Raw genomic sequence first — 15670 nt, 5'->3', positions numbered from 1 at the left:
AAAGATAATTGTTAAAAAAACGCTGAAATCGAGTCCAGTTTTTGGTATAATAATGATGAAGGATGAATAACAGTTTCTTGATACTTACATAATATATTTAGAAGCATTACTAATATTTATATGCTTAATCTATTAAATGTAAAAGGAGGTGTAGGATTCAATGGTTGGTACAGTAAAATGGTTTAATCGTGAAAAAGGATTTGGGTTCATTGAAAGAGAAAATGGCGAAGACGTATTTGTACATTTCTCAGCAATACAAGTAGAGGGATACAAGTCTCTTGAAGAAGGGCAAAGTGTTGAATTTGAAGTAGAAGAAAGTCAACGTGGTCCACAAGCAGTTAACGTAAGAGTATTATAATTTGTGGATAATGATAATTGAATATAATTTTTATAAGTATGGCTAAAATTCACTTAAAGATAAACTATAATTTTCAATGATGTGGAAATTAATATAGTGATTAATTAAGAAACTTTATTAACTCTATGACCTTCACACAGTGAATGTTGGATGTATACTGAATTATTTTTAATTATCCTTTTCTTTTATATATTTCTTTTAATATTATGATTACTTAAATAGTTGGATTTACCTTTATTTCACATGTGTTGAATTTGCTTTTCATGGAGTATAAAGTTGGTAAAACAAACAAATAGTAAAAATATATAGAGATATACTAAAAAAGCGCTACATTTAGAGCGCTTTTTTGGTGGAATAATAATTATTAAAATAATGAGAATAAAAAAATGGTTTCTATAGGGACCATTTTTTAATATTTATAAATAAGTTTAATTATAAATATATCATCAAAACTTGAACTGTTCTAAATAGAATATATTGTTATAAGTGATAGTATATTATTAACATAAGTAAATATTTGTGAATTGAGGAGTTAAGATGTTTAATGAGACTAAATATAAAGATGATTCCCCGATTAATACTGTTGATAAAATAAAAAATATATTATATAGTTATAACTTAATACCTATTGAATCAAATTGGAAAAATTCTGTAGATGGATATTATTCTCTTAGTGTTTCTATTAGGGGGACAAAGTTAGCAACGAATGGAAAAGGGACGTCTATTGAATATGCATTAGCTAGTGCTTATGGAGAGTTAATGGAAAGGTTACAGAATCAATCCTTTTATCGATTATCGATTGATTTAGGACCAGGTGCCTTAAACTATCTTCATTTTTTCTATGCCCCTGATGAGAGATATACAAGTATAAAAGATTTTTTAATACTCAACGAGGAATGGACACAGATTCAAATGGCATTGTTAGATAATAAAACAGATATTAAAAAATTGTTTAATAGATGGAAAATGATATCTTATGAAGATACCCCTAATGAATTAGTAACAATTCCATATTTAAATTTAATGACTAAAAATATTTCTAATATTCCTGTTAAAATGGTTTCTAAAATGTATATGTCTAATGGCATGTGTGCAGGAAATACGATTGAAGAAGCATTAGTCCAAGGACTTTCAGAAGTGTTTGAACGGTATGTAAATAGAAAAATAGTGTTAGAAAAAATATGTCCTCCGACAATTCCACGAGAATATTTGAAACAGTGCCCAAGAATTATGGATATGATTTCTCGAATTGAACAAAAAGGTAATTATAAAGTTATTATGAAAGATTGTTCATTGGGAAAAAACTATCCAGTCGTTGGAGCAATATTTATTAATCGAGATAATCAACATTATTTTGTTAAATTTGGATCTCATCCACAAATGGAAATAGCGATGGAAAGAACATTAACTGAATTACTTCAAGGTCAAGATGTAAATCAAATGATGGGGATAAAAGAGTATTCATACAATCCACCAATAGTTGATGAAGATAAAAATTTGATGGGTATTCTAGTTAATGGATCTGGTTATTATCAAAGTGAATTTTTTTCAAAAAATTATAGTTATCCTTTTAATGATTACAGTATGCCAAAAGAATCATCCAACAAAGATATGATGATCCATTTATTAAACTTATTAAGAAGAGAAAACTACCATGTTTTTGTACGTGATGTTTCTTATTTAGGTTTCCCAAGTTATCACATGATTGTTCCTGGATTTAGTGAAGTGGAAAAAATAGATGATTTTAAAACGTTGGATGAATATGTAGCCTATATAAAGATTAAACAATCAATACGAAATATTGATAAATTATCAGATGATGGTATTATTGAACTAATAGGTTTAATGGATAAATATGATATTCATGGTGAAGGCTCTATCCTTCAGTTTCTAAGTTTTAATATTGAAGATACTTATCCTTGGTATTATCAATCAATTGATTTATTTAGAGTGGCGTTAAATTATAAAGTGGGTAATTTTAAAAAAGCATATAATATATTAGATAACTATTTAAGTTATATGATTGTAAATAAATTTAATCATGAAATCTATACCTTTTACAAATGTGTAAGAGATTATATGGGAACAAAGATAAATCATTTAAGTAAGCAAGATTGTATTAATGCTTTAGCTTATTTTTATCCTAAAAATATGATTAATGATGTAATTGAAAAATTTAATCAACCAGATTTAATTTTTAATCAATTTGGTTTATTACATTGTTGGCAATGTGATAAATGTCCTAAATTAAATACCTGTTCATATCAAAATCTAAAACAGGTTTATATGGTATTAAAAGATATTTATAATATAAATTTTATTGATCAAAGGAATATAATATAACAATTAAATAGATAAAAATAAAGAGCGTATGACAAAATACGCTCTAAAACTTATTAAAATTAATTATGATAGTTATTTATTCTTCATCATAATAGGTTTTTTTTGGCATAGTATACATAGGACATTGATAATCCATGCACTGCATAGAATGCATAGGGTTCATAGATTGAACAGGTTGTTTAGGAGTCATGCATTGCATAGGCTGCATGCAATCCATAGATTGAACAGGTTGTTTAGGAGTCATGCATTGCATAGGCTGCATGCAATCCATAGATTGAACAGGTTGTTTAGGAGTCATGCATTGCATAGGCTGCATGTAATCCATAGATTGAACAGGTTGCTTAGGAGTCATGCACTGCATAGAATGCATAGGGTTCATAGGTTGAACAGGTTGTTTAGGAGTCATGCATTGCATAGGTTGCATGCAATCCATAGATTGAACAGGTTGTTTAGAATCCATACATTGTATAGGCTGCATACAATCCATAGGTTGAGCAGGCTGTTTATAATCCATAGACTGCATAGAATGCATACTGTTCATAGGTTGAACAGGTTGTTTAGGAGTCATGCACTGCATAGAATACCCAGTTGGTTGCATAGAACATTGATACATATTATTTTTTTCCATTTTTGAACCTCTTTCTGTGGTTTTTCAATGTATTTTATGATTAATCAGTCTATTCAGTTCAATGAATTAACCTATTATTTAAAAAAGGGCAAATGTAATAGTCTAAATAATATATATAATAATTATGTTTTGATTGGGTATTTATACATTTTCTTTACTAATGTGCTTTTATCACAAGCAATTTAAAATAACTTGAATAAGATATAATAAATTCAATTTGAAAGGAGAATATATAATGTCTGGTGGATATGGTTATTGTTCATCTTTTATTTTAGTATTATTTATATTACTTGTTATTATCGGCTGCACATGCTGTCATGGTGGGTATGGTTGCTAATATTAACTAGCTTTAAACTACTAAATGAATTTCATTTAGTAGTTTTTTTTTAACTAGATCAAGTTAAAGATGTATTTGGATAAAAAGAAGACCATGCAAACCAAAATACATCCCCATGAACCAAGGGTGTCAGTTGGATACCCTTTAATGGACCAGATAAAGCCTTTCCGAGAATACTCCATGTACTATTGGTATTAGTGTCAATTATTTGATTTAAAGAATTTTTTGTAAAATTTAATCGTTCTCCATTTAAATAGGGAATAAAAACACCAGTCATTCCAACATCTTTTCCTTCACTGATGATAGGTGAATCTAATGCTGATGACATTCCACTATTGTAGAATATAACATACTCAACGTTATTTAGAGTATTATATATAATTGGACTGGTTTGTAACATATAAAGCGGATAAGCTAATGCGTTATTACCAATTTGTATACCTAGTACTCTTTGCATAGCTGGTAATCTTGTATCAATTATTCCTTTAAAAAATAATGGTTGGTTCGTAATTTGGTCGTAATTAACATAAGGATTATTTCCATAATCTCTAATAAAACCTGTATTTCTAGAAAGGACTAATCCATTAGGATAAGTTGAATAAAATTTTTTAAAACTAACGACATTTGATGGAATAGGGTTTAAACTTCTGTTAACATAATCACCTATAAGTGCTTGACCAGTAAATTGTTGCCATAGACTATCCGTTTGACGGTCATACATGATTAAATTAGAATTCCTTAGTAATCCTGAAGTTCCAAACTGAAGATTTTTACCATTTATAACACTTGAATAAACAAATTCTGAACTACATAATGGACAGTATGTGACAGTGATTGGAATTCCGTTGATTGTATCATTAACAATTTCATGCCACATCATGATTTCAAGCGGATAGGCACGAGCTTCATCAGCTAACTGAACTGAGATTACAGGTGTTTGATCACTTAGATAAGTTTTTGCAGTATCAATATTAACGAATTGTGGATTATCAATAGATGGAATAGAATCTCGTTGTTTTACAGGAACAATTTCATCTAATGAGATAATCCGTTTATTCCAATATGTTTTCCAATTTTGTGTATGAACCATTAACTGTTGTCTATTATTATACAGATTTATCATTAAATCCTCCTAAAAAGTTTTTATATAATAAAATATGTTATAAAATATATCTTGATATAATAAGAATGGATTGATACATATTGTGTTTACCTTAGGTAACGTTTTAAATAAGCGTAATGAATAAAAAAAAATTATATACAAAAAATATAGTTGTTGTAATAATGTTTAATATTAATTAAATATTTATAATAATTTAAGGAGTGATTCTATATGCCAATGGAAACATTTAAAGCAACAGCAAAGAAAAAAGAAGGATTAGCGGTTGAAGTTTCAGCAAGAGATTTTAAAATTACAATTGATGAACCAGAGAGTTTAGGTGGAACAAATACAGGGATGAATCCTGTTGAATTATTGTTATGTAGCCTTGGAGCTTGTCAAACAATTGTTGCAAGTGCATTTTCTGGGAAATTTGGAATTAATTTAGAAGACTTCTGGGTTGAACTAGAAGGAGATTTAGATACTGATGGATTCCTTGGAGTAAATGATGAAGTAAGAAAAGGATATCAAAAGTTAAGATTTCATATGCATGTTAAGAGTGATGCTTCAGAAGAAAAAGTAAATGAATTAATTGAATTTATAGAAAAAACATGTCCTGTTGGAGACAGTTTAGAAAATGGAGTTCAATTTGAAAAAGCAAAAGTGACAATTGAAAAGTAATAATATATTAGAAAAACTAGTCATGTAACTAGTTTTTTCTTTTGTATGTTCAATTTGAGGTGTTTAAAAACTATTAAAGAGTTAGATGCTAAGTGTATTTAACTCTTTTTATTAAATTAAATATGATAAAGCTAAATTATTTAGATATTTTCTGTTATAATGATTTTATACAGTATTTGGGATATGATTAAATTAATGGAGGGATACTTTTTGGATTTTTTATTAGAAATAGTGATTGAATTAGTAGGAGGGATATTAGAGGGTGTATTTTCTGAAATAATAGGTGATAAAAATAGAGGAACAAATTCTCTTGATAAAACTATAGAAATAAATTCCCTAGATGAAACGTCTTACCATGAATCATATATTGCAGGGCTATTAGCAACTACAATCGCAATTAGTTATGCTGATGATCATAAATTAGATAAAGAAGAAAAGAAGATGATTAATCATTTTATTAAAAATTACAAATATGATTTATCTAAAAAGGCAAAGAAGAATATTAAATATATACGAAGACATAAGATTAGTAGGGGGAATTTAAATTTAATTTATATTAAATTAAATATTGATGGTCATATGATTCTAAAAATCACAAATGATATTGAACATATTTTAAAACATTCTAATAAAGATATTAGTAAACAAATGGAATTAATTAATGAAATAAGAAATGCTAATGGGTATAAATTCTAAACTTAAGTTGTTCTTATTAGTAAAAGTTAAAAATGTTAGTATACAAAATATTCCTGTTTTCGATTTCTATTGACATTTGAAATAGTTAATGTTATTATCATTAAGAATTAAATAGATCTTTAATTCTAGTCCAGAGAGGCTAGGAAGGTTGTTATATGAATAAATGTATATTTAATACTAGATATGGATTAAGTATATTTTTTAATGAATTGGTTTAGCTTTAAGCCTTCCTAGTCACTAGGAAGGCTTTTTTTGATATTTAAAACTATCTTTAAAAATAGTCCAGAGAGGCTATAAAGGAGGAAAACATGTTAAAAGGAAGACACTTAATTGAACCAAAAGATTTTACATTAGAAGAATTGGATTCAATTCTTTCATTAGGGCAAGAAATTATTGAAAGTCCAGAAAAATATGCAGAGGTATGTAAAGGTAAATTATTAGCGACATTATTTTATGAACCATCTACTAGAACAAGATTTAGTTTTGAAGCTGCCATGTTAAGATTAGGTGGAAGTATCATAGGTTTTTCAGAACCCAACTCTTCTTCTACCGCTAAAGGTGAAAGTATTCCTGATACTATAAGAACGGTTGGATGTTATGCTGATATCGCAGTAATGAGACATCCAAAGGAAGGATCAGTAAAACTAGCTTCTAAATTCTCTACTATTCCTGTCATTAATGCAGGGGATGGGGGCCATCAGCATCCTACCCAAACGCTAACAGATTTACTTACCATTAAATCTTTAAAGGGTGATTTAAGTAATCATACAATCGCACTATGTGGAGATTTAAAATTTGGTCGTACCGTACACTCCTTAGTAAAAGCCATGGCAAGATATGAGGGAACAAAGTTCATCTTCATTTCACCAACTGAACTAAGAATTCCAGATTATATTAAAGATGAAATAAAAGGTCATACTTATTATGAAACAGAAAATTTAGAAGAAGTAATTGATTCTATTGATATTCTTTATATGACAAGAGTACAGAGAGAAAGATTCTTTAATGAAGAAGAGTACTTAAGATTAAAGGATAGTTATATCCTTACTGAAGATAAATTAAAAAAGTCTAAAGAAGATATGCTTATCATGCATCCCCTACCTAGAGTAAATGAAATCGCTAGAGAAGTAGACAATAATCCAAAAGCAGTTTATTTCAAACAAGCGAAATATGGGATGTATGTAAGAATGGCTTTAATCATGAAATTATTAGGTGGTGATATCAATGCTTAATGTAAATAGTATAAAAAAAGGAATTGTGATTGACCATATCAAAGCAGGATGTGGTTATAAAATATTTAAAGAATTAGGTCTTCATAAGGCAGAATATACAGTAGCATTACTTAAGAATGTTAATTCAAATAGAATAGGGAAGAAAGATATCATTAAAATAGAAAATGAAATTGATATTGATTTTACTGTACTTGGAATTATGGATCCGAATATCACGATTAATATTATAGAAAATGAAAAGATAAAGGAAAAAAGAAAATTAAGTTTACCACAAAGTGTTAAAGGAATATTAAAATGTAAGAATCCAAGATGTGTCAGTACAGTTGAACAGATTGAAGAAATAGAATTTACATTGGTAAATAAAGATAAGAAAGAATATAAATGTGAATATTGTGATGCTATTACTTCGTTGTAACTTATAGATAATGGAGGATAAATAGTGGATTTATTAATTAAAAATGTAAATATTGTTGATGCACTGAAAACAACCTATGGAGATGTATTAATAAAGAATGGAAAGATAGAAAAAGTAGGACAAGATTTAAAGGGTGTTTGTATAACTATAGACGGGGAAGGTTACACCCTTCTTCCTTCCTTTATTGATATGCATACGCATTTAAGGGACCCAGGTTATACTTATAAAGAGGATTTAGAAACAGGACAAAAAGCAGCATTAAAGGGTGGATATACAACACTTTGTGCCATGGCTAACACAAACCCTGTTTGTGATAATAAAGAGATAATTAAATATGTATTGGGTAAAAGTAAAGACCTAAATTTATGTGATGTGATTCAAATCTCATCTGTTTCAAAGAATTTAGAGGGAATAGAATTAGTTAATATTGAATCGATGAGAAAATACACCATGCTTTTTTCTGATGATGGAAAAACGATATTGAGTGAAAAGATGATGAAGGATGTGCTTCTTTTATCAAAAGAATATGATTTTCATATTCTAACACATTGTGAACCTGAAGTTGATATTGTAAAAAGAGATTTAAAGTTACTTGAGAAAATCGGTGGTAATCTCCATATCTGTCATATTAGTCGTAAAGAAACATTAGAGACAATAAAAGAATATAAAACTAAAGGATTAAAATTTACGTGTGAGATAACACCCCATCACTTATTTTCATATGGAATAGATTATAGAGTAAATCCTTCATTTGGTAATAAGAAAGATCATGAAACGTTAATTGAAGGGTTAAAAAATGGATATATAGATATTATTGGAACTGATCATGCGCCTCATAGTTTGGAAGATAAACTTAATGGGGCACCAGGAATTTCTTTGATTGAAGTTGCCTTTCCAATGGTAAATAAAGTATTTAAAGATTACAATATTTCTTTAAATAAATTAAGTGAGATGATGTCTTATAATCCAGGGAGACTATTAAAGTTGAAATCAGGATTAATTGAAGCGGGATATGAAGGAAATGTAGTTCTTGTTGATTTAAATAAAGAGAAGAAAATCAATACTAATGATTTTAGTTCAAAAGGTAAGAATAATCCTTTTGATGGTTATAAGGGACTAGGAGAAATCAAGTTGACAATAAAAAGGGGTGACATCCTATATGATAATCGATAAATTGTATGAAGAAGTAATGAAAAAAGGACCGATATGTGTAGGGCTAGATACGAGAATAGATTATATACCGGAGAAACTATTAAGTTCTTCAGATGCAGTTGAAGATAAAATATTTCAGTTTAATAAGAGAATAATTGATGAAACATTTGATTTAGTTGCCTGTTATAAACTACAAATTGCTTGTTATGAGGCATTAGGAATAGAGGGATTGAAGGCATATAGTAGAACGTTGAAGTATATCAAAGAAAAAGGGATTATAAGTATCGGAGATATAAAACGAGGAGATATCTCATCTACTGGTGAGATGTATGCGAAAGCCCATTTTGAAGGAGATTTTGAAGCGGATTTTATCACAGTAAATCCTTACATGGGAATTGATGCAATCAGTCCCTATTTTCCTTATTTAGAAAAAGGAAATAAAGGCATATTTGTACTTGTGAAAACATCCAATAATAGTTCAAAAGATTTTCAAGAATTAGAAGTAGGAGAAGAACTATTATATAATAAGGTAGCACAACAAGTAGATAAGTGGGGAGAAAAATATATTGGGAACTATGGATTTAGTTTAATAGGAGGGGTTGTTGGCTGTACACACCCAAAAGAAATCGTTGGAATTAGTAAAAATCACAACAATATGTTTTTTCTAATTCCAGGATATGGAGCACAAGGTGGAAGTGGAAAAGATCTATCAATATTATTTAAGGATAATCGATGTGGAATTGTTAATTCATCAAGAGGAATCATAAAATCAGAAAATCCTCGAGAAGCAGTACTTAAGATGAAGGAGGATATATTAAAATGGCTAAGGTAATTTCAAATGATTGTTTAGGTAGTGATATGTACCTTCTTAAAGTGTGTGGAAATTATAAAGGAAAAATGGGTCAGTTTTATATGCTTAGAGCTTGGGATAACTATCCTCTTCTTTCAAGACCCATTAGTATTTATGATATGGGAGAAGGCTACATTAGCTTTTTATATAAAGTCGTTGGTAAAGGAACAACCCTATTAAGTAAATTAAAAGTAGATGATGAGATTAATTTAGAAGGTCCCTATGGTAATGGGTTTCCTAAAATTCAAGGAAAAATTGCTATAGTAGGTGGCGGAATGGGGATTGCACCATTATATCTCGCTGCGAAGACAATTAAAAATGTGGATGTTTATTTAGGCTTTAGAGATAAGGCTATCTTAGTAGAAGAATATAAAAAACAAGTAGATAATGTTTATGTGTCAATTGGAAATAATGTGACAGATGATTTAGATGTGTCAAAGTATGATTATATATTTACATGTGGTCCAAAAGAGATGATGAAAAAGATTGTTGAGATGGCGAAGGAATCTAATACAATCGTTTATGTCTCTATGGAAAAAAGGATGGCTTGTGGTGTTGGGGCATGTCTTGTATGTACTTGTCAAACAAAACATGGGAATAAAAAAACTTGTAAGGATGGACCAGTCTTTTTAGGAGAGGAAGTGTTTTATAATGAGTAATAAATTAGAAGTGAAATTTTCTTCTCTTAAGTTTAAAAATCCAGTTATAATGGCATCTGGAACATTTGGGTTTGGGAAAGAATATCAAGAAATCTATGATATAGAAAAATTAGGGGGTATATCCTGTAAAGGACTAACGCTTCATAAAAAAGAGGGGAATAAAGGTAATAGGATTCATGAGACAGCCGCAGGGATGTTAAATAGTGTTGGACTTGAAAACCCTGGAGTAGAAGGCTTTATTCAAAATGAGCTTTCTTTCTTTGAAAATCTTGATTTAATAAAAATCACAAATGTTGGTGGCTCAACAATAGAGGATTATATAAAGGCAATTGAAATACTATCCAAAGAAAAAATTGATATGATTGAGTTAAATATATCTTGTCCAAATGTTAAAGAAGGTGGTATGGCATTTGGGATAAATGATGGAATCGCAAGAAGAGTTATTAAAGAAGCGAGAAAAGCGACTAAACTCCCACTTGTTGTAAAACTTTCTCCTAATGCGGAAGATATTATCAAAATGGCAGTTGCTTGTGAAGAAGAGGGGGCTGATGGGATTTCTCTTGTCAATACTTTTAAAGCAATGGCAATTGATATTAAATCGAGAAGCAATATATTTCAAAATACATACGCAGGGCTTTCTGGACCAGCAATCAAACCAATCGCATTAAGAATGGTTCATGAGGTGTGCCATAATGTCTCTATACCAGTATTTGGTATGGGAGGCATAACAAATTATAAAGATGCATTAGAGTTTATTATGGTAGGAGCTACTTGTATTCAGGTAGGAACAGCAAATTTCATAAATCCAAGGATTGGATTAGATATTATTGATGGAATAGAAAACTTCATGCTAGAAGAAAATATAAAATCTCTTGATGAGATAAGAGGTATTATTTAAGAAATGTGGATGATACATAATTGTAGGATAATACGAAGATAATTCTATTAATAAAAAGGACTGTAGAAAATGAGTATATGTTTAAAAGAAATTAATAAAGAAAACTGGATAGAATGCATTTTCTTAACTACAAATAAAGAGGATAAACATTTTGTTTGTGAAGAATTTGTTGCTTCAAATGCTTTATCTATTGCTCAATCAAAAATTCAAAAAGGTTGGATTGCTAAAGCAATATATAATGATAATGTTATGATTGGATTTACAATGTATGGATATTGCTATGAAAACAACTTTTATGAGATATGCAGAATTATGATAGACCACAAATATCAAGGCAAAGGATATGGAAAAGAAGCTTTAAGAGAAGTTATAAAAGAAATGAAAGATATTAAAGATTGTAATGAAATTTATTTATCTTTTGATTCAGAAAATAAAATTGCTAAACGTCTTTATGAAAATTTTGATTTTAAAGATACAGGAAAAATTATTGATGGTGAGCTATTATATCGATTAATTTTAAAATAATTCATATCATTCTAATACATCACTATTTAAAAATAGAGTTTTACTAAAATCAAAATATTATAGATATTATAAAGTTTTTCATGTAATTATTATAATGATTATTTTTTTTACTTAAGATGTGGAAAAAAATTTTTGGAAATATTTAGAAGAAGTACTGTAATAACAGTGCTTTTTTGATATACTTAAATATGTAATATAAGTGATAACGATTTATTATATATTGACGATACTTGTTTAATAATCTAAAAATTAAGTAAATATCAAAAATCAAATGTTATAACACTTAATTATATTTTCTAACATTAAAACAATATTATATTTAGAAGGAGTTAAAGTGAAAAGAAGATTATTATTACTTAGTGTTTTTTCTGTGCTTTAATTTTAGTTGGTTGTAAACCAAATAGTAAAACATTCTCAGGCGCAGGTGTAACAATCAAATTAAACAAGTCTTTTGTTGAAAAGGAAGTCATTCAAGTACCATTTTATCTTGAATCGAAAGACCATTTGTTTATGGCTAATAGGGAGTCTAAAACAGAGTTAAGTCGTTTTGGAATTAAAACTTTAGAATCTTACATCAAAGCAGTGTTAAAAAATTCTAATAAGACTGCAACTATAGAAACATATGATAAAGATGATTTAGATTATAAGTATGCTTACTATACTTCAACTGTAGGTGATCAAACCTTTGGCTATATGATAGTTGTAATGGAAGGTGAAGATCATTACTATACTTTGAACTTTGCGTGCTTAGAGAAAAAATTAGATGATAATAAAGACCTTTATATTAAGTGGGCTAAAACGATTACTGTTGAATAATAAGAATTATTATATTTAAAAAAATTTGAAATCTTATAAATTGTTTTTTGACAATATAAAAACGAGTATACAGCGTTGATTATGTGTATACAAATGAATACTTAGTCTATAAGACTATTTTATACTTATTAGTCCTTAGCATTTTGCTAAGGACTTTTAAATAAATATAAATTTAGTTTAATTAAAATTCATAGGTGAATTCTCATATGTAGATAAAGAAAAAGAATGGTAAGAGTTTTAAAGAATCTGATAATAATGTATCTAGAGGTGAATTTTTCATGATTTTTAAAAGAGACATAGAATGTAGTAGATGTAATAGAATAATTTTGAAAAAAGAAATTCAAATAATTGATACAAGAAATGATGGAAGAAACAAACTAGGTGTTAAAAGGTATGTTTGTAAAGATTGTGTTGAACATGAAATTTATAAAGTTCTAAATGAAAACAAATATAAAGCTGTCCTTATTCATCCCATGAAAAAATTTAATAGTTACGTATATTATAATTTTAGTGAGTTATTACAAGAACCTGCTAGTGAGGAACTTGCTAATGATCTAGAAAGAATATTACCAAAAGCTAATCAATATTGTTCTTGTGGTAATAGAGCGCAATATAGTTGGTGTTCACCTGAAATTTTTGATAATGATCCTTGGAATTGGAAAGTTATAGATAATGAAGTTAAGATTGAATTTTTATGTAAAGAATGTGCATTTAGAAAGATCTTAGGAACTTTACAAGAGGGTGATATTGATATTAAATATCTCTATCCATACATTAAATCAGAAGGCTTTTTTACCCCATGGGATGTATAAGTATTAAATATCAAAATCGCTTAAATCAAAAAGAGAATAGTGGTTTTTGAAAGAGTGTAATTAGGATAGTGGAGTTAATAGAGAGATAAGTAAACAGGGTGCTGTTAATACAGCACTTTTTTTGATATACTTGAAAAGTAGTATAACAATAGAAAATTATATTAAAGAGGGTGGATTATAATAATCGAAATTCAACAATTAATTAATGATTATAAATCTGAATATGCATTAGCACCAGGAATAGCTGTTGCGATAAATAAAGGTGGAGTTGTATATAAGAAATCATATGGTATGTCTAATATAGAAAATCAGGTGAAAATTAATTCAAAAACAAATTTTTACATTGCATCTGTTTCAAAGACATTTACTGCTTCTGCTATCATGTTGTTACGGGATAAAGGTTTGGTAAATATAAATGACAGTATTAGAGAATACTTTCCAGATTTACAAGATTATTATAAGGATATTAAAATAATCAATTTAATAAATCATACTTCTGGTTTACGAGATTATTTTAAAGTATTTTTAGATAAAGACATTCTTAATGGTGTTACCAATGAGAAAGTCTATCATTATATCAAAACAAATAATATGATAGAATTTCACATAGGGACTAAATTTCAATATTCTAATACAGGTTACGTACTTCTTGCTATGTTAGTAGAAAAGGTAAGTGGTGTATCTTTTTCACAGTTTTTGAGTCATGAGATATTTAAACCATTAAATATGAAAAGCACCTTTGTAAATTCACCACTTCAACCAATTATTCCAAATAAGGCATATGCTTATAAGGAAATAGATAATGTTAACTATTGTGATGATCATCTCATTCTTACAACAGGTGATGGGGGAATTTATTCAAATATTGAAGATTTATTGCTTTGGAGTCAAGTCTTTAATAACGATAAATTATCTTCTGGAGGAGTAATAGAAGAAATCTTTTCCACAAAAATATGATAAATGAAACCACACCAGTTAATTATGGAATGGGTTGGTTAATTCGTCATAGAAATAATAAGAAAATTGTTTTTCATGATGGTAGTGCCTTTGGATATAGAGCACTACTTGGTAAATCACTTCAGGATGATTTAACCCTCATTATTCTTACGAACTGCTTTAAAAGCGAATTATGGACTAAAATCTATAATAGATGTTCCTATATCATATCTGAATTAAGTGAAATGGATATAGAAAAGTTATTGAATTAAGTCTTTATTTTACCATTAATATTATTACTCATTCTATCTATTGTGTTGACATATTTAAAGGAAAAGTAAATAATAAATGAAAAAGGATGCCTAAGCATCCTAAATAAATTATTATTACTTATTTAGTCTTTTTAATTCAGAATAAACGGTATCAATATCACCTAAATCATAAATAGTAATTCCATTTGAATAAGCACGATTATTACTATAGGTCACTCCACTTGTAGTAATTCTGATACTACCTATGCAATATTTTCGTTGAAATACACTTTGACTCATAGATAATTCTTGTATGTTTTTATAATATACTTGTTTTTTATTATAATTAAAATAACCATCAATATATTCCATTCGGTCTTTATAAAACTGATAGACAGAATGTTGATATCGTTTTTTAGTTATATTATAACCGAATACAATAACTAACATAAATGAGATGAATATTCCAATTAGAAAATTTTGAAATTGAAAGAAATGTTGAAATGGTGAACTTGGAGATGAATTATGTGTAAACCCTGGTAATTGGTCATACATAGATGTTGTTTTTGATTCTATAAAAATTCCACTAACAAATAAAAAACCTCTTATAAATGAAATTAAAAATGAGAAAAAGATACTAAAAAAAATAAAAAGTGGTATTAATTTTTTAATCACATACCCACCATGAAATTCAGGATTATAAGTTAATAAAATTTCATCATCATTCACTTCATATCGATTTTCTGTTTTTCTTTCTTCAATCACATTTACTTTTGTACCACAATAGCGACAGAAAATAGAATCGTCTGGTATTTGTTTTCCACATTGACTGCAATACATATTAACACCTCTTACATACATTTTACTATATTATACCATGTCTTATCATGATAATAAATTTAATAAAACTTGTTTTTGTATAAATAATGACAAAAAGGTACTGTTAATACAGTGCATTTTTATTTTGTTTTACTTGAGAGTG

The 15670-nt window shown here is 28.2% G+C and carries 19 protein-coding genes; 16 read left to right on the top strand and 3 right to left on the bottom strand.

What is annotated here, in order from left to right:
• Positions 1-160: 160 nt before the first annotated feature.
• Together KHQ81_12030 and KHQ81_12025 are read left to right on the top strand one after the other, a co-directional pair.
• Entirely contained in the window at positions 161-358 is a 198-nt protein-coding gene (locus tag KHQ81_12030) for a cold-shock protein (GenBank protein ID QVK17571.1), read from the top strand.
• Between the two features lie 537 nt (positions 359-895).
• A complete protein-coding gene (locus KHQ81_12025) occupies positions 896-2701 on the top strand; it encodes a YcaO-like family protein (protein ID QVK17570.1) in 1806 nt (601 codons plus the stop codon).
• Between the two features lie 76 nt (positions 2702-2777).
• Here KHQ81_12025 and KHQ81_12020 read toward each other — a convergent pair whose 3' ends face one another.
• Positions 2778-3329, bottom strand: a complete 552-nt coding sequence (locus KHQ81_12020) for a hypothetical protein (protein ID QVK17569.1) — start codon at positions 3327-3329, stop codon at positions 2778-2780.
• 235 nt (positions 3330-3564) lie between these two features.
• Here KHQ81_12020 and KHQ81_12015 point away from each other — a divergent pair, with 235 nt between their 5' ends.
• On the top strand, positions 3565-3666 hold the full coding sequence (locus KHQ81_12015) for a YjcZ family sporulation protein (protein QVK17568.1): 102 nt from the start codon (positions 3565-3567) through the stop codon (positions 3664-3666).
• A 58-nt stretch (positions 3667-3724) separates the two neighbouring features.
• Here KHQ81_12015 and KHQ81_12010 read toward each other — a convergent pair whose 3' ends face one another.
• Entirely contained in the window at positions 3725-4789 is a 1065-nt protein-coding gene (locus KHQ81_12010; protein ID QVK17567.1) for a DUF3179 domain-containing protein, read from the bottom strand.
• A 210-nt stretch (positions 4790-4999) separates the two neighbouring features.
• Between KHQ81_12010 and KHQ81_12005 the strand changes: the two genes are divergently transcribed.
• The 13 genes from KHQ81_12005 (at position 5000) to KHQ81_11945 (ending at position 14709) form a co-directional block, all read left to right on the top strand.
• Positions 5000-5446 carry an OsmC family protein gene (locus tag KHQ81_12005; GenBank protein QVK17566.1) on the top strand — a complete coding sequence of 149 codons (447 nt, stop codon included), beginning with the start codon at positions 5000-5002 and terminating at the stop codon, positions 5444-5446.
• A gap of 210 nt (positions 5447-5656) precedes the next feature.
• Positions 5657-6142, top strand: a complete 486-nt coding sequence (locus KHQ81_12000; protein ID QVK17565.1) for a hypothetical protein — start codon at positions 5657-5659, stop codon at positions 6140-6142.
• 308 nt (positions 6143-6450) lie between these two features.
• Entirely contained in the window at positions 6451-7374 is a 924-nt protein-coding gene (gene pyrB / locus KHQ81_11995; protein ID QVK17564.1) for an aspartate carbamoyltransferase, read from the top strand.
• Positions 7367-7789 carry an aspartate carbamoyltransferase regulatory subunit gene (locus KHQ81_11990; protein QVK17563.1) on the top strand — a complete coding sequence of 141 codons (423 nt, stop codon included), beginning with the start codon at positions 7367-7369 and terminating at the stop codon, positions 7787-7789. The genes pyrB and KHQ81_11990 overlap by 8 nt, the downstream gene beginning before the upstream one ends.
• A 24-nt stretch (positions 7790-7813) precedes the next feature.
• On the top strand, positions 7814-8962 hold the full coding sequence (locus tag KHQ81_11985; protein ID QVK17562.1) for a dihydroorotase: 1149 nt from the start codon (positions 7814-7816) through the stop codon (positions 8960-8962).
• Positions 8949-9773, top strand: coding sequence for an orotidine-5'-phosphate decarboxylase (gene pyrF / locus KHQ81_11980; GenBank protein ID QVK17561.1), 825 nt, complete (start codon positions 8949-8951; stop codon positions 9771-9773). The genes KHQ81_11985 and pyrF overlap by 14 nt, the downstream gene beginning before the upstream one ends.
• Positions 9761-10450 (top strand): dihydroorotate dehydrogenase electron transfer subunit, encoded by a 690-nt coding sequence (locus KHQ81_11975; protein ID QVK17560.1) that lies wholly within the window; start codon positions 9761-9763, stop codon positions 10448-10450. Before pyrF ends, KHQ81_11975 begins: the two co-directional genes overlap by 13 nt.
• Complete coding sequence (locus KHQ81_11970) at positions 10443-11348, top strand: dihydroorotate dehydrogenase (protein QVK17559.1); 906 nt, start codon at positions 10443-10445, stop codon at positions 11346-11348. The genes KHQ81_11975 and KHQ81_11970 overlap by 8 nt, the downstream gene beginning before the upstream one ends.
• Positions 11349-11417: 69 nt before the next feature.
• Positions 11418-11873: a GNAT family N-acetyltransferase gene (locus KHQ81_11965; protein ID QVK17558.1), complete on the top strand. Its 456-nt coding sequence runs from the start codon at positions 11418-11420 to the stop codon at positions 11871-11873.
• 510 nt (positions 11874-12383) lie between these two features.
• Positions 12384-12689, top strand: a complete 306-nt coding sequence (locus KHQ81_11960) for a hypothetical protein (GenBank protein QVK17557.1) — start codon at positions 12384-12386, stop codon at positions 12687-12689.
• Between the two features lie 278 nt (positions 12690-12967).
• On the top strand, positions 12968-13501 hold the full coding sequence (locus KHQ81_11955) for a hypothetical protein (protein QVK17556.1): 534 nt from the start codon (positions 12968-12970) through the stop codon (positions 13499-13501).
• A gap of 174 nt (positions 13502-13675) precedes the next feature.
• A complete protein-coding gene (locus KHQ81_11950; protein ID QVK19628.1) occupies positions 13676-14458 on the top strand; it encodes a beta-lactamase family protein in 783 nt (260 codons plus the stop codon).
• Positions 14455-14709 carry a hypothetical protein gene (locus KHQ81_11945; protein QVK17555.1) on the top strand — a complete coding sequence of 85 codons (255 nt, stop codon included), beginning with the start codon at positions 14455-14457 and terminating at the stop codon, positions 14707-14709. The genes KHQ81_11950 and KHQ81_11945 overlap by 4 nt, the downstream gene beginning before the upstream one ends.
• Before the next feature lie 114 nt (positions 14710-14823).
• On the opposite strand, the gene KHQ81_11940 is transcribed toward KHQ81_11945, so the two are convergent.
• Positions 14824-15528: a zinc-ribbon domain-containing protein gene (locus KHQ81_11940; GenBank protein ID QVK17554.1), complete on the bottom strand. Its 705-nt coding sequence runs from the start codon at positions 15526-15528 to the stop codon at positions 14824-14826.
• Between the last annotated feature and the right edge of the window lie 142 nt (positions 15529-15670).

Source organism: Mycoplasmatota bacterium (genome assembly GCA_018394295.1).
Lineage (GTDB): Bacteria > Bacillota_I > Bacilli_A > Haloplasmatales > Haloplasmataceae > JAENYC01.
This window is presented reverse-complemented; position numbering and strand designations above follow the sequence as displayed.